This is a genomic window from Desulfogranum marinum (assembly GCF_963675105.2).
In the GTDB taxonomy this organism is placed as follows: domain Bacteria; phylum Desulfobacterota; class Desulfobulbia; order Desulfobulbales; family Desulfobulbaceae; genus Desulfogranum; species Desulfogranum marinum.
On sequence record NZ_CAXXRO010000004.1, the window covers coordinates 1,562,269 to 1,587,451 of the forward strand.

Consider the following 25,183-nt stretch of genomic DNA (forward strand, 5'->3'; position numbering starts at 1 on the left):
GCCTTCGCACTGTTGTCTTATTGCTGATCCGCCTGAGCGCATCAACTGTTAGCCGACTCTGCTATCCTCACCCAGTCGGCTGCTTCCCGGCCTGGTCCCAGCCACAGGACGGCCGATGATATCATGGCGTCCCAGGAGGGAACCACCGGTCTGCACTGTGCCAAACCCCGAAGTTCTACCGACCATACTGGTCAACCCAATATAGAGGCCGATCCCTGCCTTCATTCCTGCATCAACAGAACAGATATCGTACATGGTGTGGCAGGGGCGATGAAGGTCGAGGATATGCTTAATAACTTCCTTCTTTTCCTGATCAAGAGAAATGGGGATGACAATGCTGAAGCGATGAGCATGGGACTCAAAGGCATCCTCAATGGTCTCCTCGTTCACCGATACCGCCTCTGTGTGGCCAACATTGCCGCCGACTCGAAAGCCGGCCCCAAGCACGGCCCTGGAAGCAAGTGCATCCGCTTCCCCGACAATGGCTCCGCCCAGTCCACTGACCTTGAAATGCTCGACAATTTCAATGGATCTGCAGAGATATATTTCAATAAATCGTTTCAAACCAGTAACCGTGCCACGATAACGGAAGAGCCAGACGCCGTTTCTGATCAACGTTCTTCTCGCGTTAAGGGGCCAGCGTTCATCCAGAGTCATGCCAATAAAGCCTGCAAGCCAGGGCAATACTTCCTGGGGTGTGGCATCGGGATCAAGAAGAATATGGCGGTAAATCGCGCGCAGATCGATTTCCCGCATGGACCCTTCCATGATTGACAGATAACGGCCTAGGAAATCCGCTGTGGTCTTGTCCCTGGAATAAAGGCGCGGCAGCCGCCGCAACAGGTCATGGGCTGGATACTCCACCCGCAGGCTTTTTAGCCGCGGAGTTAGACGGGTGGTACCTTTGAGTTCAAGTACTACCCAGAGGTAGCGACCCGCATCGGCAATAACCGGGGCTTCATAAGTGGCATAGCCAGTGGCCCTGTCGTTACCTTTCCAGGGAATTTCGGATCCCATGCCGCGGCGGTGCAGAATGTGGCTCTTAGAGGCAGCATCAAGGAAATCTTTTGGAGGCATGGGGGGCGAAAGATCCGGCCGGTGTATTGTCATTGAAGTGGTATTTGCCGGCGGTGTACGACGAACGGGTTTAGCCTCATCAGGGACCTCGTCCAGAGTCAGACAGCGAATCGTTACCTTGGTTCCTTTGGGAATGCAGGCATCGAGAAACATCCTGCCCCAAACCGTCTGAAAACGGCCGCTGTCAAGGCGAAAACTGATTACCCGTCCTTCCTTTACGTAACGCATACGGGCAAGGGTGGCCCGGCCAAATCCGTTTGCCGTCCAAAAACCGATACCGCCATTGGGTATCCTGACAATACCCCTGCCGTCATAATGTCGGGCCCGCATATGGGGCAGTTCAAACTGTTTTTCCGGGAGAACTCGAAATCTCCGAAAATCCTGACCCGGTGTTCTGGCAACAACGACAACATCCTCATCGCTGAACTCAAGGTCTGTGGCATGGGGGACTGAGAATGCTTCATAGGACAGATCCAGCGGCACAACAGTGGCATCTTCCTCACCACCACAGTCAAGTACCCAGATACAACCTTGAAAAGAAACAGCAAGACGCGAAGGTTGTAAAAGGGTGGCGGTGATGTTTTGCAGACGTGGACCCGACCGGGCATCAAGGATGGCCAAGGTGGGGGGGCCGTCCAGAAGGGCAAAAACCGTGTGGCCGTGGCAGGCCAGATCACGCACAGCCCTGCCAAGATGCACCATCCGCAGCAATCGTTTTTCGAGAAGATCATAAATAAAAATACGGCCGCTTGCCGATTCCGCAATAAAGAGACGACCAAGGCTGTCAATGGCAAGCCCCTGGGGTTCATTGAACGCTTGAGATCCATTCTTTTCAAGAATAAAATCCCCGCGCTGAGGGGAAACCGTTGCAAAAAGATTCGTTTCCATTGTGCCTTCCGGACCGGAATCACCCCAGAGCGCCCTGGTGACACACCCCTGTTCCGGAATACTCCTGTACAAACGGCACCAGGGATCAAAGGCAAGTCCTGCTGAAGAAGGAGGAGTAACCCCTACATCATCATTTTCCTCCAACTCCCAGGCAAGCTGCACCGCGTCCCGCTCAACCCCCATGGAGGTATCCTTAAAAGCTGTGCGCAGCCACTGGTCCGCACTATGCACCATGACAAAGTCCCGGGACATATGGTTTATCCTTTTTGCGTAGATACAATGAGTTTCATAATTCCAGCAACCCTTCCCTTACTCTCCATTCCTAGCTCCTCTCCCCCTCACTTTCTCACTAACATTCTTCTTTTAATACCGGCACCGGCACGGCAGGTTTCTTCGGGGGCTTTGGCTGCAGGGCTTCGCCGACATCAACGGTTACAGGTCCGACTTCCACAGTGATACCGATCAACTCAATAACCTCATCCCTTCTAAGTTCAACTGTGTTATCGAGGCGAATGCCATTGCTGTCCCAACCGACCACCTGCAGATCAACCAGATACTCCACCCCTTCAACCTGAAGGGCGGCGGCCTCAAGTTCCGGGCCGTGTATTCGACGTCCCAGTGGCCACCCCTTTCCTTCCGGGCCATAGGGAGGTAGCGGTGCCAGATACTGCCTGATGACGAGCTCTACCCAATGTCGAACCGCATCGATACCGTAACCTGCTTTCACCTGGAGGCCTACGGCCACTGCGATTTCACGGTATCTAGGTGGCAAGACATACAGTTCCGTGGTTACCAGCCGCCGGGCGTCAAGCCACTGACAGACAGAACGCAGCTGATTTTTATTCGGCATGGGTGCATCGGGGTTATCGTTATCCTCCGTGGGCCAGACAATGACACTGACTACCCCGGAAGAATCCGTCTTCGGTAGGTGAGGATGATAGAGAGGCAGACATTCGGCCCGACCGATATTGGCTCCCGGTGCCATCTCTGCCAGTTCACGGAAATCATCGCTGGTAACTGCACGGTCGCGTCTTCTCAATTCACCTGGAATGCGGTCAAGAGCCTTCTCCAGGCTTTCGGCGTCGGCGCCTCCATAGGCAACCAAGGGATTGGTCACCTTTACCGAAGATATGCCGTTGAGCTTACTGATGGCACCAGGAGCGACGTTCCCCTTTAAACCACCTCCGTAACGGTAACTGAGTACTCGTATCCTCTGGCCGATTTGGGGAGTATAGCCCTGCAGGCCGTTGCCGAATTTTACCTTGCCGGCTTCGGCGTCGAGAACATACTGCCTGTCACTTTCCCGGCTGGCATGGAAGCTGTAGGTTTCTTTCCAGGATTGCCAGCCCTTGCTCTCTTCAACTTCGAGATCCAGAGAACCAGAGACACCGTTTTTATGGATCAGTGCATACTCCTGATTGGGCTGACCGTTACCGGTGCCGAGAAATTCCGCCTTGGCCTGGCGGGTCTGCACGACCTGGGTAGCGTTAGTGCCCACATAGAGCACCTTGCCAAAACCGTTGCCCTCAAGATGAAAAGCCCGTAACCAGAAAATAACCCGTCGCTCGGTTTCTTCATCGTCAAGGCGTGGCGGCAGATCTCCTGTGCCCACCATGTCAGGGTCATCAACGGGAAAATCACCCATATTAACGAGATCCCTGGGCAGTCGCAGGCGTATGACACCCTCGCGGCTCAGTCCTTCGGTGGTGTCATGCTCAATTGTCAGTGAACGATAGAGCGGAGTCCCGTCGCCTTCAAAAACTCCGGTGGATATGGACCACTGCACCGCTGGAAAATCGATGGTCGTTTCCTCGCCGGGGCAACGAAAGCGCTCGGTAAACTTAGGAGAGGGAATTTCCTCATCGGCATCGAGTCGGATTTCCGGAACAAAGCCGATGTTTAAGAGCAGGGGGGCATCCTTATGTTCGGCAAGATGTTTTTTGACGGTCTCAACAGCTTCTACGTTTTCGGCAAGCACTGCCAGCCAGAGCATAGAGTCCACTGCCTTGTCAAAATCGACTGGAATACCGGGAGACTCGGTGGGCACAAGCTCGCTTTTGTATGGCGCGGTAGCATCTTCTGAAGCAAGGCCAACACTTTCATAGGACTGCTTGAAGAAAATGCCCTCTTCACTCTCTGCCAGGGGGGGATCGACTTCTCGTTTAGAAACAGCGAGGCAAGTCACCGGCAGAGCCCGCACTTCTGTTAGGGTTTCAAAGAGAACGCTCCCTGCCTTGGCCTCGGTTCCCCTGGGTACCCGGACACCATTCGCCTCTTTGGTGGTTATCACCGCAAGGGTCCGTGAGGCAGTGGCAGGGCGCAACGGAATCTGCAAAAGCCGCAGGAATTCCATATAGGTGGCATCAGGGATTTGATTGAAGCGGTAGAGTAAATTTTCCCCGAGAAAGGAAAAAAGCTCAATTAAGGTGATGCCGGGGTCGCTGGGGTTATGATCCGTCCATTCCGGAGCGTAGACCGGGATACGACGGATGAGTTCATCGCGCAATTGCACGTAGGATCGGTCGTCAAGTATGGGACGGTTAAGCGGCATAGTCGTTTACTCCAGATAAAAGGGGTAGACAAGGTTAGCAGGGCTGCCGTCGCGCACATGCAGGTAATGGATGTGGATAAGTACCATGGCCGGATCGTCTCCGGTGGTCACCTCCACCTGCCGTACTTTGACCCTCGGCTCCCAGCTTGCCAGGGCGCGCTCCGCATCCCGCCTTATTAATGCCCTGGTTGCCGACGTATTCGGCTTCATGAGATAGCGACGTAGTCCGCAGCCGAAATCAGGTCGCATGATGCGCTCGCCTGGCTCGGTATCCAGGATGATCCAGATGGATTGAAGAACCTTATCAGGACCTACGGTGTAGTGCAGTTGCTTATCAATGCTGTCGGGCAGCACCGGAAAATTCCAGCCCTTGCCGAGAATGCTTTGGATGGTGGCCTTTGCCGTTTTCATAGCGGGTTCACCTTGGCAAAATATATCAAGCCGTCGGTAGCTTGGGGCATGTCACCAGCCATCTCAGGAACTTCCGGATCATCGGAAAAATCTGTGGCCATGCCGATGATGATATCCATGGTGGTATCAAAGTCGGTGTCCACTTGGTCCATGAAACCATCCTTCAGATAACCAGGAAGCTCGTTGTCGCTATTGAGCATGTTTTTAATGTCCTGCTTCAGTGTATTGACATCGTTATAGACGATGCCGCCGATGATGACGGAACCTTTCACAGAGATTTCCGCTTCAATATTGACCATGAACTCAGGCCCGAAAACCTTCAGGTCGGCAGCCACCTGGGCATCGAATGAGAAACTCGGCGGAATGCAGAGTTTTAGTTTGAGTAAGAACCAGAGCCCGAAGAGAAAAACGACAATGGGCAGAAAGATACGCAGGACAAAGAGGGCGACCATGGTAATCAGAGGGATACAGAAAAAACAGATCTGGCCGCTTTGGGAAGTATTCCAGTCGCCTTTGTCTCCCATACCCATATCATTATTGTTTTTTACGGAATTGAGCGTCGAATCCGGCGGCGGGTTCATCCGGACATTGAGGCCCTTACCGGCCGGTCCCCGCAGGGCCTGGTCTTTCAGGGCGTTGAGGTCGGGGAGCTGGATGTTAATCGGCTTATGGCCAGAGCCGTCCAGATCGAGGAAGGCGGCTAGTTTGTAACTTTCGGTGGCTTCGCTCCAGACGATTTCGCCGGGACAATCGTTCCTGGTGGGTTTTAACGGGCAGTCCTCCTTATGGCGGCGGACAAAGCAACGTATCTCATGGGCACTTTCAATGTCAAATTTTGGGTTGCCCAGTTCATCGAGATCAGCGCTGGAGGTGGGCACCACTCCGAAATAGATGGTCTTGCCGGTAGCTGAATGATTCTTTGCTGCGGGGTCGGGGATGAGTGGATAGAGGGGATAGATCTCCTCATCTATCTTCTGGGGCGTTTCATCGCTCACCTCATGCCAGGAACCGGTTCCTTTCAGGTCCGGATTAACCAACCATTTTTGAGTGATGAGCTCGATTTTATGGTTTAGGGCAATTTCCTGAAGCTTACGGGTGTTGGCGGCATATTCAAACTGCAGGGATTGAAGTCTTTTGCTGCGGGCGCTTTCGCCGGCATCCTGTAACCATTTCAAGGGGTTCTGCAAAAACTGTGTGCTTCCGGAAGTACTAGCCATCTGCTGTTTTGGCAGGATTTTTTTAATTTTAGCCATGATAAGGTTGCGCTCTGTCATAACTTTAGCTAAAGCAACACGGATTTTGGGCTCAGTGCGGCTTCGGTAGCGGCGTACGACAAAACCGGCCTCGCAGACCTGATCGCGGGAAACGCTGGGGCATCCCGGCGCTTGGCAATTGAGCTCACAGACCACCAGGTAAAAGCGGCTGTGGGTGTCCAGAAAGAGTTTCAGTGCGTCTCCTGTCTGGCGAGTTGCCGGAGTTACCGGCTCATAAACGCTGCCGAGACAAATACGGTTGACAAAATCTTCGCAGACATATTTTAGGGAACGCTGAGGCTCCTCAAGGAAGATATTGACAAAATCAGAAGAGGCATATTTCTGAATAATCGGACGGTCGCCTCGACCTACCGGACCGCCACTGGTTTCCCTGCGATACCAGGGACCTCTCAATTTCCAGGGATAACGATAACGATTTTTCAAGTTTTCACTCCTTTCCTACCAAACATTGCCTGCCCCAGGCGTATACATTGGCGAAATTACCCCGATGCTGGCGTTCAAGGTCGTGCAATTGACGATACCGTCAAAAGTTGCCACGGGGACATGGACGTTGAGGGCAGCAGCGGTCAGCTCCACAGTGGCATTAGCCTGGATTTCGATCTGGCCGCTGGCGGTAAAACGCAGCACCGAACCATTGGAATGGGTCAGGGTGACGGTCTGGCCCGCATCGTCCAGAACGAGTTTATGTCCGCTTTCAAGGGACAGTGTTATCTTTGCTGCCCCTTGGGTATCATCGAATTCAAGTATGCTTTTTGACCTGGTCCTGATCACACGCTTGTTGTTGGCAGCCTCCGGGGCCACCGGCATAGACTCCTGGCCGTTCCAGCAGGCACCGATAATATAGGGCCTGCGCAGATTGCCCGCCTCAAAGGCCACCACCACCTGACTGTCGACTTCCGGCAGCGCCTGAAAGCCTTGGTCGTCGTCGGCATAATTGGAAACCAAGGTTGCCCAGGCACGCACATGGTTGTCGCCATCCGTACCCAACCAGGGAAATTTGACCTCAACCCTGCCAAGAGTTTCCGGATCCACAACATCGGTGACTATGGCTGGGTACACCCCGTAATAAAGCTGTCTGCCGCCGTCCGGTGTGAAATCGTGAATCATAAAGTAGTCTTTTTATCCCCTGCTTTTAGGTTTATAGTGGCTGCAACAAACTATTAATTTATTACTCCTCGGTCTTTACTTTTCACCCCACTGTCGACCGCTGCGCCTCGAACTCGGTGCGATGGCCCTGGTTCAGGTCATAGGTATGGCAGACCCAGGTGACGTAATAGCCTTGGCCGTTAAAGGGTCCTCCCATTCTTTCCAGAGTAAGACTGCTGCCGACGATCATATCCGGAGTGCCGTTGGTGACGCCGCGGACGGTGATAAATCCCCTGGCGCGGCGAAGCATCTCGGCACGTGCCCAGTCTGCTGCTTCCGAGCTGTTGAGGCACACCTCTCGAACCCGATGGGATATTCGTTCACCAAAGGCATTTTGCAGTATTGACGGCCCAGTGCGTCCACCGGAAATTTCAGCGGCAACGGCATCTTTACCAGCGCTTTCATCTATGGCTTCCCGTGCCGATGCATCATAACCGCTTACCCTGACCTCAGTGCGCTGGTGGGCAAGATCAGCGCTTGCCTGCACCCTGATTAAATCATTGCCACGCACCAGAGTAATTGTCGTCCCCTGTCGACGGTCTCGAGTTTTGAAATGGAGAGTGTCGCTTTCCACCCAGACTTCGGCCTGCAACAGGCGAGCCCGCTCACGCAGGAAGGCAAGGTCGCTCATGTTCCATTGCTGGACAACATCATAGGTCGGACCCTGGGCATCGACTGCAGGATTCAGACTATGGGCGCTGGCAATCTCTGAGGCGATATCAGCATCAGTCATCTGCTCATAGGTTTTCATCCTGCGGGTCATGCGCAGATCCATGAGGTTATCCTCAGCATAGAAGGTCACCTCTGGTTCCTCTCCTTCTTCAAAGCTCACCTCTAGGGCAGAAATAGAGCCATGGAAAATGGTGCGCTGGGAGTCGGGTGGACCGATGGCCACGTTAATTTCCTTGCCAAAGTCAAGGATACGGCCGTCAAGATAATTCAGGGTCTCCTCTTCGCCTCCCGAATCCGTAGCCGGGCCAATGGCCGCCAGCTTGACCCAAAGGGTTTTGAGTCCATGGGTACCTTCTTCCACCTGCAGCCGCACGATATCCCGGGCCAGCTCTCCATATACCTGGCCGTCAATTTCAAATACCGGGCTTGAGGTGAAGTAAAGATTCTCAGTCATCAAATCCCTCTGCGGCAACCCTTAATTTCAGGCGTTCATGATGGGCCATCGTCGCCATGATCTTTTCCTTGTCGCTCCAGCGTTCATCACCTTTTTCTCCTGATTCCGATGCATCCTGTTGCGGAATTACTTCCGATATGACGCGCTCTACTCTGGTTGTCACCAAGTCCCCCCTTTTCTTTTATTTGTATACAGTACCCCGCAGGCATGAGCCTGTTTTGCCGTCTTTGCCTCATCAGCCAACTTTCGGCTTTTATTCCGGACCGGTAATTTAATCCAGGGCGAAAGGGTTGGGTCGCTGCTAAATTTAGGCCCAGCGTTCTTGCCTGTTGGAATACATGATTCCAGGCTGCAGATCCTTGGCTGGTCCAGGGGCAGTGTAGTTTTTATCTGTGGCCTGAGTGGCACGCCATAACCAAAACCCGTTGCTCTTTTATCAGCGTTGGATATCGGGGGTGCCGATGGTGCAGCTTGCTGCTGGCTGTAAGTTGTAAAGCCGTTTGTCGTAAGCGGCGAATGCTCCGAGGTTGACTGCTGAAGAGATTTTGAAAATGCAATGCCACTTGATGCGGTTATTGTCTGATGAGATGCATTGCTGGAAGTAGCGCCAACCATTGCAGGCGTAGACATGTTTGCTGACGTTGCGGACGAAAAGCTGGTCGGATCTTCCGGTGCTGCCGACGATGCCGCCATGGAGATGCTTCCCGTGGGGCGGAAGGACTCTCTTGCTTCCTCTGCTGCGGTCTGGGCCTTGAGGCTTTTCACCGATTCGATGGCAGCACCAACGCCGCCGGCTGCTGAAAGGGCAAAACCGGCAGAGACATTGGCAGAGAGATTGGCCGACATACTGGCATTGACCCCGGCCTTTGCCTCAAGACCGAACGAGGCTTCAAGGGATACCTCCGCCCCAGCTTGAAAGCCTGCGGAAAAACCAATTCCGGCGTTTAAGCTCAGTCCTGCGGAAAAACCGACTTCAAGTCCCGCCTCCAAGCTGAGGCCAGCGGAAAGGTCCACATCAAGCCCCCGCCAGGCATAGGGATCAAGGCCCATGCGGGCGGCAAATTCCGCAGCTGTCTCTCCATCCAGGGCTGCAGCGCTTCGATCGCTTGCCACGCTGCTATATGTATCATTGGTGCTGGAACCAGGTTGGCCAAGGCTATTTGTCCCTGTTGTCCGGGCATTGGCATTGTCCCGGGATCCGGCTCCTGTCTCGAGATACTGGTATTTCCGGTCCTGTTCTTTAATGGAAAGGGATACTTTGGCCCGCAAGGGGACACCGTCTGCAGCAAAAAAATCAAAATCGATATCAACGTTTTCAATGATGCCGATGATTACAAGCTCATTCCAGCTGAACTTCACCAAGGGCGGCGTTTCTGAGCCATCCGATTTTGGTACGACGAACTGCTCGACCATTGAGGTCTTTTTACGCACGGAGACAGCCTGGGGATTTTCTACGGAACCTGTAGTTTCGTCGGTGCTGTCGAAAATGAGTTGGAGGGTCAAAACTGTGGAGCTGGTGCCGGTATGCTGGCGCCGTTGTCTGCCTCGTGCTCGGCCACCCTCGGTTTGGTTGGTGAGCCTCAGCTTCAATGAAGTGGGATTGAACTGCACCTCCATTTCATCACCAGCCGAACTGTTGTTGCGGTCTGCCCGTACCGGCTCTAACTTAGCCTTTTCTAGATGAGGCATATTTAATCTCCCTTTATTCCACTGTTACCAACCGCAAGCCCTCATGGGCGATGTGCAACTCCTCAATAGCAATTTCCCCGCTTTTAGCATTTAACTGCGGGCCGCTGATTTTTGCAGGTAAGCCCCGCTCGAAAACCCAGGTGGCGACAACTTTGGCATCCCGACTTTTTACTTCGATGATGCCGTCATAACGGGCAACCGGTTTTCCGGAAACAATATCCTGCAGCCATTTCCAGAGCGCATCGTTAACCTGGCCATCCCTGTCGTAAAACATGCCCCGTTTTAAAACGATATTGGTGTATTTTGCCCAACCCACCCTGCGAATGATTCCGTCATTGCGGCCACCTTCTTGATAGTCCTGTACATCCATTTCCACCTGAAGCCCTGAGCATTCTTGAAAAGCACCGTCGCCGAGCATTTCGCCGCCGGGAATAGCGTTGCTGTCCTCTTGAGCGTTTGATCCGGCAATAATCTGAGGTGAACGTCGTAATTTTGCCTCAAAACGGAAGGCGGAAAACAGGGGGTTGCTCATCTCAACTCTCCACAGTCAGTGTTCCATCACCATCACGGGTGATGCGGACAACGAGAAATTCCAGAGGCTCGGCAGGTGCTACCCCCACTTCGCAAAGCATGCGGCCGGCATCGATTTCCCGTCTGTTATTGAGCTGGCCGTCGCAATGAACAAAAAATGCCTGTTCCTCGGACTTGCCGTGGAATGCCCCCTGCATGAAGAGACGGCGTAGATAATTGCCAAGCATCAACCGCACTTCACGCCACAGATCAGGAGAGTTTGGTTCAAACACGGCCCACTGCATCTCCTGCAGCAGGGTACGTTTGAGCATCAGCATGAGACGGCGCACTGAAAGCTGCCGGTAGCGTTTATCACGGCTCAGGGTGCGACCGGCAGAAAGCCAGACCCCGTCTTTTTCCTGGAGATAGACATTGATACCCCGGGGATGAAATTCGGCGTGTCTGACTGGCGAGATGGCCTCATCCACTTTGACGACGCCTTCTGCGATGACATTTGCAGGGCCGTGGGGTACGCCGAAGCGAGTCTCCTGGGCGGCAATTATCCCAGCGGCAACTGCCGAAGGGTTGAGAAGAATCAGTTTGTTCCTGTTATCCTTGATCCTTGCCGTGCGCAACCAAGGATAGTAGGCAGCAAGATAGGAAGATTGAAAGCGGGCCCGCCAGCGGAGGATTTTTTCCCGACTTAAACCTGGCGGAACGTCAAGCAGAACGACAAAATTTTGCAGACTCTCGACAAATCCCGCGAGTTTTTCCTGCAGAGTGGTAATGGTTTCCAAGTCATCCGGCAGGTTGGGGTCCAGGTGGAGTCCCTTAAGAGCCGGGTCTTTTTTGTTCATCTTTTCCATGTCACAATCAACATCAACACAGGGCGCAAAGCTGCTTCCGGCAAAGGATTGGAAATCTCGGATATCTTTTTGTTCCGGCAGTGGCTCTGGCACATAAAGGTCAGGAACGACAAGCGTGGAAAGATCGGCTAGATGGCTCACGGCCTGAATGCCATCGCCAGGGTCAGTATCATTCACAGTCCATGATTTATCAAAAAAATCGTCAAATTTTATATCGCTGTATCGGTCATATCCTTCTGAAAAATTTGCTGCTGTGCTGGCCGATTGAAAACATGGCGCAAAGGGTACAAGTTCGGGGGATTTCGGGATAATATTGCCGGAAACCCAGTTTTTATGGGGATAGACCAGCTTAGATTCCCTGTAGAGCACCGCGCCGAGCCAACGGGGATGGAGCGATGAGAGGCCGACACCCTGCCACTCTTCGCTCAGGCCTGCTCGGTCTGTCGTCGTGAAAATCCCTTCAATGAGTTCAGCAGCATCAGGGACAGCGGAGACGGCTGTCTCCAGGGTTACCCGCAAAGTGGCAAGGCCGGAATCCTCTTCCCCTTTCCGGCGGACAAAGCTGACAAAGCGCAGTACTTTTTTGGCTGGTTCTTTTGCAGTTGCGGCCCAACTGAGGCGCAGAAGTGAACCCATAGCTAAAATATTCGCCTCATCAATAACCAGTTCTGCCGCAGTGGTCCCGGGAAGCAGGGTTATGGGTGAAGCAGAAAACCCCAGGGAGGCCTGCAGATTATTACCCCAGCTTCCCTCGTTTCTGGCCCGCAGGATAATGGGCCGCCCTGTGCTTGACACTGCCCCATGCAGGATACCCTCGGCTACACCGCTGTTATTTTTATCAATCTCTTTTGCTGTGGACTTATCTGTCGTGGCATATTCGTGGACAATGCGAACCACATAGGCTCGGCGACCACCCTGTTCAAAAAAAGCAGCCACCGCATAGGGAAGCCGTCCCGGCCCCTCGAAGCCTCCGAAATTGGCTAGGTATTCGTTCCAGCTCTCCACGGCTACAGCAACGGAGCGCCTTTTCGGCGAATCCGGCTGCAGTAGATAGTCGAGAGTGGCGCCGTTCTCAGGTTCTTCAGGCAGACGTACCGGTCCTCGCGGGGAGACGCCGACAAAGGCACAGACGTCCATTCGGGCACTTCCCATTACTTTCGGCGTTGGTTCGGGATAGTTATATATTCCCGGTGCACCGAGGCTTAGGCCAGGTGTCATTCGCATAGATTACTCAAAGGTGATTCCTTCATGGACCAAGCTGAGTTCTTCCATGGCGACTTCGCTACCGCCTTTTGCAGCCAAGGTAGGGCCGGTCCATTTTTTCGGCTGCGCTTCTCTTAAAACCCAGGAAGCAACTTCTTGTCTGGCCTCATCCAACAGGGTGATCGTCACTTGTCGTCGGTCCTCTTCACCATTGCCGACTTTTGTCAGCCATTCGAAAAGGTTCGTTGAGCCGACAAGACCACGCTTTAAAGTGACATCGTCTACCTTGTAAGTATTTGCGATCTTACGTACCGTGTTGAAGACCTCATTACCATTGCGGTACTCGGAATAATTAACTTCTTTGCCCAGTCCGCTGACATCCGAGAAGCCTCCAATTATCTCAGTTTCCTTGCCGTCTCCCAGCGACACCAGGAAATTAAACGCTCCGTACGGGTTTATTCTCTCTGTGGCCATTGGTTTCTCCTTTTGTTATTTCTTTCAATTTACAAACGACTTGTGGGGATTTTCCCTTTTTTCCAGTGCATCGAGTGGACTGGACCGTGGCAATCACACTGTATCGCCTGTCCACTGACCGATCCGGAAAATGACAAATTCGGCAGGTTTCACTGGAGCAACCCCGATGAGACATATGAGTCGGCCATTGTCCAGATCGTTCTGAGTCATGGTGGTGCGGTCACAACGCACGAAAAATGCCTCATCAGGCCTTGAGCCCATGAGAGCGCCGTCGCGCCATAGTATCAAGAGAAAATCTTCAACCGACCGCCTTATGTTTTTCCAGAGTCGACTATTGTTGGGTTCAAAAACCGCCCATTGGGTGGATTTATCAATGGAATGTTCAATAAAGATAAACAGACGCCTGACATTGACATACTTCCATTCCGGGTCGGAACTTATAGTGCGAGCGCCCCAAACTCTGTAGCCTCTGCCATCAAGAAAGCGTAAGGCATTGATGCCTTCGGGATTGATAATCTCGTTATGTCCCCTGTTGAGATTTATTTCAAAACGTGTCAGGCCGCGGACAACCTCGTTGGCAGGTGCCTTGTGGACGCCTCTGCTAATATCGTTTCTGGCATAGATACCGGCAACAAAACCTGAAGGCGGAAGATTGAGTTGCTTGGGTGGTGCACCCTGTGAAAAACGCTCCATGGGGTCAAAAATCCGGATCCATGGATAGTACATTGCTCCGTATTTGCTGTCGAACCTGCCGCGGAATTTCCTTATTTCATTTAAGGAACTGCCTTTCGGACCATCGACGATGGCGATACGGTATTTTTGATTGGTGGCGTGGGTTACCAGCTTGTCAGCAATGCTGAAAGAGGTGTCCACATCACCCATATCGCCGCTGTCAGGTATCGCGACAATGGCGATATCGTCAATCTCTCCCAGTGCCTCAAGTCCGGTGGCCTTCTTAGTGACATCGTCCAGGTCCGCTTTATCGCCCTTGAAATCGTCGGCAGAGGGAAGAACACCATCATGGCCATTCTGCAGGCGGCCGTTGCTATTGCTTTGCAAGGCCGCGACCAGAAGGGCTGGCAGGAATTTTTTAACCGGGTCGCTGGACGTAGTGGGGTCAAAATGAAGCCAGACAGGTGCATCCTGATCTTCCGGATCGTCTTTCTGAAGAATTTTGCAGATGTCTCGTTTCTGTTCCGCTGAGGCGCCAAGTCCCACATATTCCGCGACTCGTTCATTATTCACCGTTACCCGAACTTTCATCTCCACCAATTGAATGACATCATCTTTGTTAATGGATGGGGTGGCCCCTGTGTTATCTACAAAGGTCTGAAGCCCTTCTTCGTCAACCTGCACTACCCTGAGGTTAGCTTCAACTGGGCTGTCGTTGCCATTCAATACAAGGCTGGGATTGGAAACGCCGCCGGCTATAACTTCAACCACCGCTCCAGCTTTGACACTTTTAGCCTGAACTATCCCATCTTTGTTTTCATAGGCCAGATTTTTACTGCGCACAATCAAGGTATCGACATAAACATTTCCCGCGGCCCCTGGCCAGCGAGCTCTCCAGGTGGCGGTGATGTCACTGACTGCAACAGAACGGGATGCTGTACCATAATCAGGACTTGGATCGTTAGCATTCCTTGGCTTGATAATTCTGGATATATAGACTCGTTTACCGCCGTTTTCAAAAAAAGCGCGAACAGCATGGGCTAAATAAGGAACACGTGCAACACCAGGGCTATTTTCTCCTACCTCAATGGGTTCCAGACCGCCATAGACTCTTTCAAATTCGGTAAAACTTGTAATAAGTCTTGGTTCACAGGAACTTGGTCCATCCGGATAGTAAACCGGTCCGAACCTAGCCAACCCAACGAACCCGGTGGTGCTGGTCGGCACCCCTTCAATTGATTTTGATCGGAAACTTACTTCCTCAACAAAGACACCAGGCGCTAGATATTCCGGCATAACGATCCCTCTTTTTTAATTGTTATATTTAGTCAAATGCAGGGATAAATCTGACCTCAAACAAAATACTCACCTTTACGGCAGTTCAAATTCAAAAGGAGTCTCTTCAATTCCGGTTAGAATTCTGCCTATTTCAAAATCAACGATCCGGACGGCTGACAGCGCGGTTACATAGCCGTCCGGAAAAGAATCTCCCGACGAAACATTATCGATCAGTCCTGGGTCAGGCAGCAGCTCCAGCGGTAAATCCCAAAGAGTATCACGAGTGAAGTTTTCTTGATCAGGAATCGTAGCAGGCCCCGCGACAGAAACTTGGACCTGAATTGTTCTTGTTAATTCACTTTCGGGAGCTGCGTCGGGGGTAAGTAACAGGAGAAATTCGCCGCGGTCGTCACAACGGGTGCGACCGACCAATTCAACGGTACCGGGCAGCACAGCCTCGATAAATGCCCAACGCATGGCCTGGCCGTCTCTCAGGACACGGCCTCTCAGTCCAGTCGAATTGCCGTAAATGTCGTAGGCTGCTCCCGGGAAAAGAACCGGCCGTCGTCTGCGCAATGAGTGGTGACTGTTTATCGTTTGATTAACTTGTTCCAGGGGCAATAGTGGCACACGAAGACGACGTGGCACGTAATAACGACAATGATCATAAATGCGCAGGTCGATGTGGGTGCTTATTCCCAGATAATAAAGCAGGCAATACCGTCCTGATGGATGCCTACACAGACTGTCTGGTGACTGGGTTGATGATTGGTAATTACAGTATGGGGCTCCAATTTTTTTACTCGAATGTGGTAATTTTTTTTCAATATCGATACGCACTGGATGCATCAACCCTCTTTCGTGGTTCAAATCGATGCATTCAATCCCAAGTGCCAATTGGTGAATAATCTCTGTATATTCTGGGGCCAAGTATCTATTCACTGGCCACTCCATTTCTTAGGCCCGCAACGGCAGTGGTAACTGGCACATCATTATTTCTTTCGTGGCCGTCAAGAACAACCAATCGGGCAACATAAGGGACACTCAGTTTGTAATCGACTGGGAGTGAGTCGAAGGTTCGCATCACATCCTCTGTGGACAAATCTTCGAGATAGAGCTGGATGCCTTCATAGGGTGCCCAGTTTGTTAAAGGGTCAAGCGACGGACCGGAAAGAATTGGGAGGTTATTGAGGCATTGCATTGCGCGTCCCAAAATACGGTATTCAGAGTCAGCGTTTTCAGCCCAGGGCGTTAAAAGAAAATGTAAGTCCAGAGGTAAATGAGCTTCACCATCTCGATGCCCCATTGCCGCCCACGCAGCCCGCATGGTTTCATTGAAATTAACTCTGTACAAGAACAGCGATAATGCCGGAAACTTTATGAGGTCATTTATGTCCCTGTTTAAATCTTCAGTACGTACAAGACACGCTCTGGTTTTTTGATTTTGTATTGGAGACCTTTCTTCGAAACAAAGGTTTAAATATCTCACGATACTGCTTCCTGTCGCCACGATGCATGTGAAGTCGGCCATCTAACTTAGTCCTTTCTAAGTGTTCGTATTAGTAAAAGGCTAAAGTTCCTTAGCATTGGATTCATGAAATAAATGCAACACGCCTATATACCTATATATAAAGAAAGATTTCCGTCAGCCTGAAAAACTTTTATTCCTCTAAGTAGTATTATTTGGGGATATCTATAGTACTTTAACAGATTGTCTCGTTACCTTTACGTCGCCCGGATCGACCCAAGATTTGCATCCAACCGTTGTAAGCCAAGTTTTGATTAATCCCTCAAGGTGGATTCTTGGACATGCCTCTTTTGTTTGGTATATTAGCAAATGTTGTACCATTTGATTTGAGAATGCCTTTAAACGTGCTTTTGCAGTGCGTAGGGAGCTCGTAAGTGTAATAAGGTGGGTGGGGTGAGAAAGCAGATTTTTTGGTGCATTTGGTGCATATGCACCAAAACTGGTGGTTCATATAAACCAGGAATCAGTATGCCTATGGGGGAATACGGCTATGAATGTCAACCGTCTTTGCTGTCCGGAATCTAAGCTCAGAGTGTGGGAGAGGTGGCTCAATACGGTTTACCTGCCCGAGTGTAGCCTCTTCAAAGTACGCCAGCTCTATGAGTCTGTGGATATTCAATCATTGCTTTGCGCTCAGCAATCCCACTTTGCTGAGCGCACCTTTCTTGACATACAATGTTTTCAGGGCGAATTTTTGCCAGTTTTTTTTAACATCGTAATTGCCATTTATCTGTACAAGTGTTTCTTCAGTTTCGACCTCATTTTATTGGTAAAACTATCCCGACGAAACCATTGGTGTCGACCATGGCCAATATTGGTAAAAGGCACACGCCATACACTCACGTCATCGTAGGCGTCGATATCGTCTCCTATTATTGAAGATTCAAGCAGATCATCGATTATGTAAGGATCTCCACCAAATAATGTAAAAAAATTAAACCAACGAGGTGAGTAATCAGGATAGACATAGTGTCGAGACCGTTCACCATATAAAATTCTTGTATTTGCTTTCTGAGCCCAGTTGTACCCCATGTAGTTGCCAAAAGTTATAAGACCAAAAGGCTTAGAGGAAGATTCGGTCATTTTTTTAATTTTTTCAGTGTATTCTGGTGACAGGGCTCCTTCTATAGCGGCAGGGGGTTGACCGTCGACCACCCGTGTCATATGGCTCAGTACATTGTAACAAACACAACAGCCCATGCTGTGACCTACCATGACAAAATCTTTGACACCTTCTTCTGTTGCTTCCCATAGATCATCTACCACTTTTGAACAGATCTCTTCGTAGAGAGTTTTATTGCTGTCTTTGATAACTGCGAGCTCATAAAATGGAACCAGTTCATCAAAATGTTTCTTCATTGCACCCCGTTCAATCTTTTCCAGAAGAAAAACTCTTTCGTCCTTTTCTCCATCTTTCGATGGTGAGAGTCTTGTGGAAAAGCGTTCAGACTCAGGTTTGTCCAAAAGACTTTGCCATATACCGCCGTACCACGCAGAGGCCCAGCCGTTATATTGCGGGAAGTCGCAGTTATTATGTTTTTCAAGATGGTAATTTTTTATTTCATCGTTCTCGTTGCCGAGAATAACATTTTTTAGCTCTAGACAGGCATCTTCTAACTCAAATGCATCACTCCAGGTGGCATAGTCTTTTGCTGGATCTTTATCCGCCTGATTTGCTCCATGAACGCAGAATACAATGGTTTCCTTTTCACTCATGTCTACCCTCTTTTTGTGATTCATGATTGAGATACGTATGGTTTACTCTTTTAACTTGTCTTATTTCTCCTGCTAAATGTGCGTGTTGTCTGAAGATGCGCAATTCCTCATGTTTAATAACAATGAATATAATTCCAAGCCTGACGGTCACAAAGGCTGCGCAATTTTTTCCATGTCTCTCACATGGATTTTTGTCGTGCAAAAACCCTCATTCTCTCTGAGCGGGGGCGCATAATTGCCCAGTAAGCTGTTTCCCAGTTCCAAACCGGCGGTTTCCTATATGCTTGGATGAACATTTGTTCCAATTCTTCAGAAGTTCCTGAAAACCCTGTGAATGTATCCTCGAGCTGTTTTCGTCGGAAAGCTGAACTCGGTATCAACTTGCCACAGTACCAATCTTCATCAGCCAGCGGACAACCATCCTCATCTACAGGGTAAGGCTTTTGTTGCTTCTTTTCGGCCATCCTGTCTTCGACATACGCAAAATCTCCTTGAGGATCATAATAATTGGTTTGTACGAGGATGCCGTTTTGAATAAAACGGGTATTTTTTTTATCCTTTCTGCCAATTTCTACAACACAGGCTTCTTCCTTTTCTTTGCCGCAGATAGTAATAAAAACAGGGGAACTCACTTCCCAGTTTTCTACTGCACCAAGTGCTCTGTCAAAGGTGTTAATACTTGGGTTTTCCAGTAGCTTTCTCATTTTAAATGTTGGGTCCATATCTCGATCTAAAGATCTTTTAAACCAGGGAGCATAGTTGATTGCTAATGAAAAGCCTTTTTTCATCCCGGTCAGTACCCCAAGCATCCCAATTGTGCCGACCGTAGAGAACTCACTTGTAGTGTTGTTGAGATTTTTTTTAAAATTGAAAATTCTCGTAGCGTTGCCGAGCGTTCGCGCACCCTTCCAATCGAGACTTCGCATACAGACGTTTTCTTTTGCGTTGTCATCCCAAACGCATATGGTGCTGCACCCTATATGAGCCCATGTATAAGCCCTTTGGATAAATGCCATTTTAGAGTGGGAAAGAATTTTATTTGATTGCTCAGCTAACCAATCACTTTCATCAATAAAATGACCATGTCTATGATAAACTAAAGAATACATAGCAGAGGATAATAATTCTGCTAGTTCGCCTTTATCCCCACTAAATGCCATTTCTTTAAACTCACTACAGAGTTCAATAAATGCCTCGAAATCTGTTTGGTTTTCCGTCGTTGCATGTTTCCAGATATTTTCAGGGTTTTCTTCACCGAAATAGATGTCCCTTGAGTCCGCAGCTCCAAGCTCTTTCATCTGGTCACTTCTGCTTCGTTTGCATCGTTTTTCCCTATCGCTCATATGTAAATCCTCCACAATTTGTTGAAAGCGGAAATTGAACTTCTCGTGGGGAAGCGCGCCTGCTCCTCTGGTTATTACTCAGACGGGAAACAGCGCCTCATCTTGTTTGGTGTATGCCCAGTGGGTGTGCCGGGTGGAATTTCCCTGCGATAGTCGCCTTTCCAGGTGATGCGAGTGATGGCTTGTTTATCTTCATCGCTCCCCGGCAGGGGAATGCCAATGGCCGATGGGATCTTCACGAAGGCCAGGGTGGCAAGCCGGTAAAGGAAAGTTTGCGAGTTGTGAATAGTCTGCGTCGGATTGGGATCGAAAATCGGGAGGGACACCCGATCAAGATCCAGGTTCAGGCCGCGCAGGCAAACCCGGCAGGCCATCCAGTCCAAGGCGATGTCGGAAAGCCCTGTCTCCGCATAGCCTCCACCCACATCCGAATGCACTCCCGGAAACCAGCGCTCCTCAAAATCGTCTTTATGATTATTGTGTGCTGAACTTAGCTGCCATCGCGTCGGTCGAAAAGGCCAACGGTGCTCGTCGATGGATATGGCATGGCTAGCGCTTTGGATGCTGGAACTCAGGCTGATATTATGAAAGCCGCAATTAAACAGTTTGTTGACAATCCAGCGTGTAACCACTCCATAAGGCGATCCTAAAGCTCCGACAGTGTCCCAAACCCCGAGAAAATGTATATTCTTGGTCGGCCAACAATAGGCTGTTTGAAATTGGTTGGATTTTTCTGAGCCCGGCTTCCATTCCTCCGCTTTGTTCTTGTAATGCTTAAACGCCTCGTGCACCTTATGGATATTGACCCGCCGGATGATTCCCAGATTGTGGATTAACCCGGCAATGCTACGAGCTGTGTATGCGCCTCGACTGAAGCCAAACAAAAAAATCCTGTCACCGTCTTCGTAATTGCTGCAAATGGCCTTATAGCCGCTTTTTATGTTGTCGGATATCCCGTACCCAAAGCCGCCGCCTTTGATGCGGTCGCGCCAACTTGTTCCCACGCCAGGGACGTAATGCACAAACTGTGTGATCCCGTTGTCGTCATAGGGGCAAATAGCTTCAAACAGCTTGACCACATTGGTGGGGCAAATCTTCCCCTCTTTGGATTTTTGATCTAGCCTGTTCCACGTTCCGTCGCAAAAGATGATAATGTTTTTAGGATGCATAGCATCTTTCCTTTTTGGTTTTCTAGATTCAAGGGGGGGCTTTAGGTAGAGTGTCTCTTTTCGCGCCTGACCTATCTGCCCACCATGAAAACTCCAAAATAACTTGCGTGCGTGTTACGCAATTAACGCTTTTTACGAGTTTGGTACAACGAGTCAGCAGGAAAAATTTAGTACGTGGACATGTGTTGTTGATTCTTAATTATTTATCATTCCTACGAAAGTTCCGTTTCTTGCCAAGGTTGAACCGTCATAATTTCATTGATCTGCATGGCTTTTCTGCAAGTGTTGCGCCATCATGTCTGTAAATGCCTTTATGTCTGGATGCACAGGTAGTAGGGGGAAATTGTGAGCGTAGCAGATAGATGAAAAAGTTTAGATTATGGTGCATATGCACCAAAACTGGTGGTTTATATGCACCAGGCGCTCCATGCCCTATGATTGTGCAGGTAATGTCGTCCTCTACTTGGAAATCAGGCAGGAGGCCTCATCCACTGTTTCTCAATTATGACAACAACCCAATTTAATTAAGATAAAACTATCTCGTCTAAAATGAGATCCAAACTTTTTCGTATAATTCGTTTTCTCATGGCCTCCGGAACAAGTCTGGCTTCTGGTGCTGCTGTGAGTAACGCTTTGTCTGCGGCAGCTACAATTGCTTCACGCACATCGTCTTGATCCAGGGCCTCCTCCAAATAATCAGGCAAGATAGCGGAAATAACTTTTTGTATTGGTATAAGCAGGGCGTCAATAGTGCCTAATAACTTGAGAGATCTTAGTTCGTCCATGGTGCATCCTCCTTGTGATGAAAGTCTATGCTCTTGCATGATAGGGTGAGCAAGTCACGAAAATGGAAACCGGCAACAGGCGGCTATGCTGTTTGTAAAATTGCCTTTCCAATAATTTCTTTTGAGGGCGTTGAGACCTCAAGGTGAGCTTTAGAACCTCTTCCCATCCCTTTTTGATCATCAATAAGTTTCTTTATTAACTCATCTCTCACTCTGTCTTTCAGTTCCCCTGAACCCTTTGTGAGGTTGGTAAGAATACCCTCTGGGGAAAGGTTTTCTTTTAAAACTGCTTCAATTTGAAGAAGGCGGTTATTAACGTAGGCGCTTTCCTTCCCATTTGCCCCAAGATTCACCACGCAACAATCCTCCAAACCATACTTACCCGCATTTTTTTTCAGTTCTTCCAGTAGCTCTACAACTGGAAACTTTTTAAGCACTGTGGAAGGAACCTCTCTTGTTTGAATCTCCTCACCATTTTCTTTCTTAAAGGATAGACGCATCGTGGCAAGGACGTCATCTCCCTGGAGGTCCTTGAAAGTAATTTTTTTACCTCCTGCAATCTCTTGATTAGTCTCATCCATTGTCGCTATTACGTTGTTACCAATACTTGCAGGCCCCCATTTAATTTCTTTTTCTCCACAAAGTTTGGCAAGATTTTTTCCTTCGATCATGCCTTGGAGGGTGCATTCTGTCTTGTCTGTAAAAGTAATCTCCGTTATTGGTTGGTCAAAAATCAACACCCACTCAAGTTCAGCATCGTGACCACCTTCCTCCCAATCAATTCTTGCGAAACCGATAAATACCTGATTGTCGGTTAATCCCTCATATTTGTTTTTTTTGAATATTGATTCAGAAGGAACTGTTACGTTTGTTTTATGAGTATCCAAAAAAGTAATCGCGGAGCTATCTGTAATCCATGCTGTTGTCATTGTGCCCTCTTGTTTAGTTTAGGGAGAGAAGATATGTCTTACAGTTGTGTGAAAAGTGCTCAATAAAAATATACAATACAAAAGGTAACCGGTTGTATTTACTGTAGTTGAACGCCATCGTCAGTACTAACAGGAAGCGATAGATTAATTACTCTGTTGTGCTTTTTTGCATTCTTTTTTCTAGTTGAACTACTCGCGTTAGGTGTACGCAAAATATAGCATTTATCTGGGGCAGGTTCGTCTATGCGCCATTGATGCAGGTGATACCCAACGGAGCCCTTAGCGGTCCTGTTGACTCTTCGACTGTGTCTTTTGTCCATCAGCATTATGTTCGTTATTCCTTTTCATTAAACCGGACATGCCTAATAGCAAGTAGAATGGTTTTGGGGGAGGAAGCCCTATGCTTTTTCTAAGGCAATAGGTTGCTGATATATAAATGCTAACAAGAACAATACCTAATATCGGAGCGGGAGTAAAAAAAATTAATGAGCCTTTAATATTTATAACTAATTCAAATACATGAATATTGACTAAGGTTACAATAATGGCAGTAAATACAATTGAGCTCACCAGTGCTAAATTTTTAAGAGAGTTTTGAAAAGCGTAGCTAGCTAAGAATATAGAAACGATACCTGCAAATAGAAAACACTGAAGAAACAGCAAATATTTTAATTCTAAAAGGAAGCAGATAAAAGAAGCTAGTAACAGGTACCCGAGAAGAGAAATAATTTTTATGAGGGTTTCTTCTTTTATAATAGGTAAATCAGGTAAACCTGGTAAAGAACGGGATGAGCCAATCCAAGCTGATACGATTGCAAAAAAACCATTTATTAATGCTAAAATTAATTCTGCACTCATGCGTTGTCCTTGTTTATTGAAGCATATTATTAACTTCCCTGATACGACCTAGGCTTATTGTTTGAAGTTTAGTCATGATTGCCAGCCAATATTAACCGGTCAGTGTTAAGTTTTTTGCAATTGTTTTAAATTGTTATCGGCTTTTTTAAACAAATTCTAAAAGCGCTGTAGCATTGGTGGTGTTCGCATTGCTACATATGCCAGTCGAGCAACTATGGTGTGCAATTCAAACCTCCGGTTGAACCGATAGCAAAATTCTGCAAAATATCGTGGCAGGTGACTTGGGCTCACGTGATGGTAAGTCCCATACAATGAACTTTTAACATTATCGATCATGATATTGTGCCATTTAAAACGCCATAATCATCATACCCGTTGTCTGTACGGGAAATAATTGGTTCGTGCTCACAAGCAGCCTTCTTGACACAGGGAAAGCAATTGAGGCCGTCGGATACCACCAGTATATTAGGGCTGAGGTATTTTTTTACCCACTCTGTCAGTTCATCCTTTGTGAACCCGATAACCTTACTCAAGTGCATTTTGACAGGGGGCCCTTCCGTAAGTAAAGCGTACACCAGTTGCTATATCGCCACTCATCCTTGAATATTTAACAAACCACGTTCTGGGTCCCAAACGACTAAGGCATCCTCGTCCACCTCGGTCTCAAATAAAACGTTGTCACCGTGAACAACACGGATTGACCTGCTCAGGGCTGCATGATCGACAGCCTCCAGCATAACCGCTGCTATCTTTAATACTTCCTCTGCGTAGTCTGCCTCACTGCCACCACCTACGAGAGCAGCACCGCGATCGTTGAGGTTGCTTTCTTTGTACTTGTGACCAACGCTGAAGGCGATCAGCCCGCCATCCGGGAAAAATCGCTGAATGCTTTCCACGAGTATTCGAGCCAGATCGGTTTGGCCCCTTTTGCTACGAATAATATCCGCATGCTGTGGGTTGCTCGCGAAGAGTGGTTCAAGCAGAATGGCCGGCATCTTAGTGTGCTTAATATTACCATCACCACGGCCGTTCCAGCCACCGACGAGTATGCCGTTGTCACCACCGACCTTTGTTCTGAAAAATGTGGCAACTGCCTTGGCGTACCAACGACCCCAGTTCTTGCTAGTGGGAGACGCATTCGAACCCGTCACCACAAGAGCGTAGCTCGCAGTGGCGGAAGAGCTACTGTTGAAGTGATGTTCGACATAGGCGTCAGCATCATCCATGTTCGCCTTGTTTTGGCGTGTTCGGTAATCGCCCTTATAAAATTTAACATTATACATGCTGTATCTCCCATAAAGTGGCATACTCGCATTTAGTGGTTTTCGTTTCATCCACCACTGTCCAAGCGTAGTAGCCTGTGGTCAGATCAGCCTTACCCTTTGAGTTATGTCCTTTTCCTACAGGACGCTATATCCGCTGAAATTATAACAGGGGGAGTTGATCCCAAGTAGCTAAGCATATTTTGTGCCAGGGAGTGTGTTTCTTCTTGGTTGAAGCTATTTCTTTGTAATCGGGATCAAGCTGTTAAAGACTTAATGGGCGAAGTGGTGCATTTGAACCAATAGTGTTGGTGCATTTGAACCAAGCACCAATGCAAATACCTGGAGAAAGTGTAGGATAAGGGGGGCTTAGCCGATGCTATTTTTTCCAATTAATGTGCACCGGGTGGTATAAGTTTTAACCTGAC

Annotated in this window: 22 protein-coding genes and 1 pseudogene; all 23 read right to left on the reverse strand. The window is 49.2% G+C overall.

The window, feature by feature from the left end:
* Positions 1–48: 48 nt before the first annotated feature.
* Positions 49–2,217 (reverse strand): phage tail protein, encoded by a 2,169-nt coding sequence (locus tag ACHZCY_RS15610; RefSeq protein ID WP_319549551.1) that lies wholly within the window; start codon positions 2,215–2,217, stop codon positions 49–51.
* A gap of 97 nt (positions 2,218–2,314) precedes the next feature.
* Complete coding sequence (locus tag ACHZCY_RS15615; RefSeq protein WP_319549552.1) at positions 2,315–4,516, reverse strand: putative baseplate assembly protein; 2,202 nt, start codon at positions 4,514–4,516, stop codon at positions 2,315–2,317.
* Between the two features lie 6 nt (positions 4,517–4,522).
* A complete protein-coding gene (locus ACHZCY_RS15620) occupies positions 4,523–4,927 on the reverse strand; it encodes a GPW/gp25 family protein (protein ID WP_319549553.1) in 405 nt (134 codons plus the stop codon).
* Complete coding sequence (locus ACHZCY_RS15625) at positions 4,924–6,624, reverse strand: hypothetical protein (RefSeq protein WP_319549554.1); 1,701 nt, start codon at positions 6,622–6,624, stop codon at positions 4,924–4,926. Before ACHZCY_RS15625 ends, ACHZCY_RS15620 begins: the two co-directional genes overlap by 4 nt.
* 15 nt (positions 6,625–6,639) lie before the next feature.
* On the reverse strand, positions 6,640–7,308 hold the full coding sequence (locus tag ACHZCY_RS15630) for a phage baseplate assembly protein V (RefSeq protein ID WP_319549555.1): 669 nt from the start codon (positions 7,306–7,308) through the stop codon (positions 6,640–6,642).
* Positions 7,309–7,390: 82 nt separating this feature from the next.
* Entirely contained in the window at positions 7,391–8,473 is a 1,083-nt protein-coding gene (locus tag ACHZCY_RS15635) for a phage late control D family protein (RefSeq protein WP_319549556.1), read from the reverse strand.
* The gene (locus tag ACHZCY_RS15640; protein ID WP_319549557.1) at positions 8,466–8,636 is read right to left on the reverse strand and encodes a hypothetical protein; all 171 of its coding nucleotides are present in this window, start codon (positions 8,634–8,636) and stop codon (positions 8,466–8,468) included. The genes ACHZCY_RS15635 and ACHZCY_RS15640 overlap by 8 nt, the downstream gene beginning before the upstream one ends.
* Positions 8,633–10,162 carry a CIS tube protein gene (locus ACHZCY_RS15645; RefSeq protein WP_319549558.1) on the reverse strand — a complete coding sequence of 510 codons (1,530 nt, stop codon included), beginning with the start codon at positions 10,160–10,162 and terminating at the stop codon, positions 8,633–8,635. The genes ACHZCY_RS15640 and ACHZCY_RS15645 overlap by 4 nt, the downstream gene beginning before the upstream one ends.
* A gap of 13 nt (positions 10,163–10,175) precedes the next feature.
* On the reverse strand, positions 10,176–10,694 hold the full coding sequence (locus ACHZCY_RS15650; RefSeq protein WP_319549559.1) for a phage tail protein: 519 nt from the start codon (positions 10,692–10,694) through the stop codon (positions 10,176–10,178).
* Position 10,695: 1 nt separating this feature from the next.
* On the reverse strand, positions 10,696–12,762 hold the full coding sequence (locus ACHZCY_RS15655) for a phage tail sheath family protein (RefSeq protein ID WP_319549560.1): 2,067 nt from the start codon (positions 12,760–12,762) through the stop codon (positions 10,696–10,698).
* Positions 12,763–12,765: 3 nt separating this feature from the next.
* Positions 12,766–13,215 carry a phage tail protein gene (locus ACHZCY_RS15660; RefSeq protein WP_319549561.1) on the reverse strand — a complete coding sequence of 150 codons (450 nt, stop codon included), beginning with the start codon at positions 13,213–13,215 and terminating at the stop codon, positions 12,766–12,768.
* Between the two features lie 93 nt (positions 13,216–13,308).
* Complete coding sequence (locus tag ACHZCY_RS15665; protein ID WP_319549562.1) at positions 13,309–15,183, reverse strand: phage tail sheath family protein; 1,875 nt, start codon at positions 15,181–15,183, stop codon at positions 13,309–13,311.
* A 75-nt stretch (positions 15,184–15,258) separates the two neighbouring features.
* Positions 15,259–16,107, reverse strand: coding sequence for a hypothetical protein (locus tag ACHZCY_RS15670; protein WP_319549563.1), 849 nt, complete (start codon positions 16,105–16,107; stop codon positions 15,259–15,261).
* Positions 16,100–16,696 carry a Pvc16 family protein gene (locus tag ACHZCY_RS15675; protein WP_319549564.1) on the reverse strand — a complete coding sequence of 199 codons (597 nt, stop codon included), beginning with the start codon at positions 16,694–16,696 and terminating at the stop codon, positions 16,100–16,102. Before ACHZCY_RS15675 ends, ACHZCY_RS15670 begins: the two co-directional genes overlap by 8 nt.
* 723 nt (positions 16,697–17,419) lie before the next feature.
* A complete protein-coding gene (locus ACHZCY_RS15680) occupies positions 17,420–18,409 on the reverse strand; it encodes a hypothetical protein (protein WP_319549565.1) in 990 nt (329 codons plus the stop codon).
* Between the two features lie 179 nt (positions 18,410–18,588).
* On the reverse strand, positions 18,589–19,752 hold the full coding sequence (locus tag ACHZCY_RS15685) for an Ntn hydrolase family protein (protein ID WP_319549566.1): 1,164 nt from the start codon (positions 19,750–19,752) through the stop codon (positions 18,589–18,591).
* A 74-nt stretch (positions 19,753–19,826) separates the two neighbouring features.
* On the reverse strand, positions 19,827–20,921 hold the full coding sequence (locus ACHZCY_RS15690; protein ID WP_319549567.1) for a DUF2235 domain-containing protein: 1,095 nt from the start codon (positions 20,919–20,921) through the stop codon (positions 19,827–19,829).
* A 524-nt stretch (positions 20,922–21,445) separates the two neighbouring features.
* Entirely contained in the window at positions 21,446–21,706 is a 261-nt protein-coding gene (locus ACHZCY_RS15695) for a hypothetical protein (protein WP_319549568.1), read from the reverse strand.
* An 83-nt stretch (positions 21,707–21,789) separates the two neighbouring features.
* The gene (locus ACHZCY_RS15700; RefSeq protein ID WP_319549569.1) at positions 21,790–22,635 is read right to left on the reverse strand and encodes a hypothetical protein; all 846 of its coding nucleotides are present in this window, start codon (positions 22,633–22,635) and stop codon (positions 21,790–21,792) included.
* Between the two features lie 279 nt (positions 22,636–22,914).
* Entirely contained in the window at positions 22,915–23,493 is a 579-nt protein-coding gene (locus ACHZCY_RS15705; RefSeq protein WP_319549570.1) for a hypothetical protein, read from the reverse strand.
* A 156-nt stretch (positions 23,494–23,649) separates the two neighbouring features.
* Positions 23,650–23,835, reverse strand: a pseudogene (locus ACHZCY_RS15710) (transposase); the annotation flags it as partial.
* Positions 23,826–24,068 carry a transposase gene (locus ACHZCY_RS15715; protein WP_394713407.1) on the reverse strand — a complete coding sequence of 81 codons (243 nt, stop codon included), beginning with the start codon at positions 24,066–24,068 and terminating at the stop codon, positions 23,826–23,828. The pseudogene ACHZCY_RS15710 and the gene ACHZCY_RS15715, both read right to left, overlap by 10 nt.
* Positions 24,069–24,086: 18 nt before the next feature.
* Positions 24,087–24,776 carry an N-acetylmuramoyl-L-alanine amidase gene (locus ACHZCY_RS15720; protein ID WP_319549571.1) on the reverse strand — a complete coding sequence of 230 codons (690 nt, stop codon included), beginning with the start codon at positions 24,774–24,776 and terminating at the stop codon, positions 24,087–24,089.
* Between the last annotated feature and the right edge of the window lie 407 nt (positions 24,777–25,183).

What these genes read in the sequence shown, in the direction of transcription:
- ACHZCY_RS15685 (WP_319549566.1), bottom strand. Translation starts at nt 19,752, where the DNA reads ATGAGCGATAGGGAAAAACGATGCAAACGAAGCAGAAGTGACCAGATG.
- ACHZCY_RS15630 (WP_319549555.1), bottom strand. Translation starts at nt 7,308, where the DNA reads ATGATTCACGATTTCACACCGGACGGCGGCAGACAGCTTTATTACGGG.
- ACHZCY_RS15655 (WP_319549560.1), bottom strand. Translation starts at nt 12,762, where the DNA reads ATGCGAATGACACCTGGCCTAAGCCTCGGTGCACCGGGAATATATAAC.
- ACHZCY_RS15720 (WP_319549571.1), bottom strand. Translation starts at nt 24,776, where the DNA reads ATGTATAATGTTAAATTTTATAAGGGCGATTACCGAACACGCCAAAAC.
- ACHZCY_RS15675 (WP_319549564.1), bottom strand. Translation starts at nt 16,696, where the DNA reads ATGGCCGACTTCACATGCATCGTGGCGACAGGAAGCAGTATCGTGAGA.
- ACHZCY_RS15705 (WP_319549570.1), bottom strand. Translation starts at nt 23,493, where the DNA reads ATGAGTGCAGAATTAATTTTAGCATTAATAAATGGTTTTTTTGCAATC.
- ACHZCY_RS15650 (WP_319549559.1), bottom strand. Translation starts at nt 10,694, where the DNA reads ATGAGCAACCCCCTGTTTTCCGCCTTCCGTTTTGAGGCAAAATTACGA.
- ACHZCY_RS15665 (WP_319549562.1), bottom strand. Translation starts at nt 15,183, where the DNA reads ATGCCGGAATATCTAGCGCCTGGTGTCTTTGTTGAGGAAGTAAGTTTC.
- ACHZCY_RS15700 (WP_319549569.1), bottom strand. Translation starts at nt 22,635, where the DNA reads ATGACAACAGCATGGATTACAGATAGCTCCGCGATTACTTTTTTGGAT.
- ACHZCY_RS15645 (WP_319549558.1), bottom strand. Translation starts at nt 10,162, where the DNA reads ATGCCTCATCTAGAAAAGGCTAAGTTAGAGCCGGTACGGGCAGACCGC.
- ACHZCY_RS15635 (WP_319549556.1), bottom strand. Translation starts at nt 8,473, where the DNA reads ATGACTGAGAATCTTTACTTCACCTCAAGCCCGGTATTTGAAATTGAC.
- ACHZCY_RS15610 (WP_319549551.1), bottom strand. Translation starts at nt 2,217, where the DNA reads ATGTCCCGGGACTTTGTCATGGTGCATAGTGCGGACCAGTGGCTGCGC.
- ACHZCY_RS15680 (WP_319549565.1), bottom strand. Translation starts at nt 18,409, where the DNA reads ATGAGTGAAAAGGAAACCATTGTATTCTGCGTTCATGGAGCAAATCAG.
- ACHZCY_RS15695 (WP_319549568.1), bottom strand. Translation starts at nt 21,706, where the DNA reads ATGGACGAACTAAGATCTCTCAAGTTATTAGGCACTATTGACGCCCTG.
- ACHZCY_RS15690 (WP_319549567.1), bottom strand. Translation starts at nt 20,921, where the DNA reads ATGCATCCTAAAAACATTATCATCTTTTGCGACGGAACGTGGAACAGG.
- ACHZCY_RS15660 (WP_319549561.1), bottom strand. Translation starts at nt 13,215, where the DNA reads ATGGCCACAGAGAGAATAAACCCGTACGGAGCGTTTAATTTCCTGGTG.
- ACHZCY_RS15615 (WP_319549552.1), bottom strand. Translation starts at nt 4,516, where the DNA reads ATGCCGCTTAACCGTCCCATACTTGACGACCGATCCTACGTGCAATTG.
- ACHZCY_RS15620 (WP_319549553.1), bottom strand. Translation starts at nt 4,927, where the DNA reads ATGAAAACGGCAAAGGCCACCATCCAAAGCATTCTCGGCAAGGGCTGG.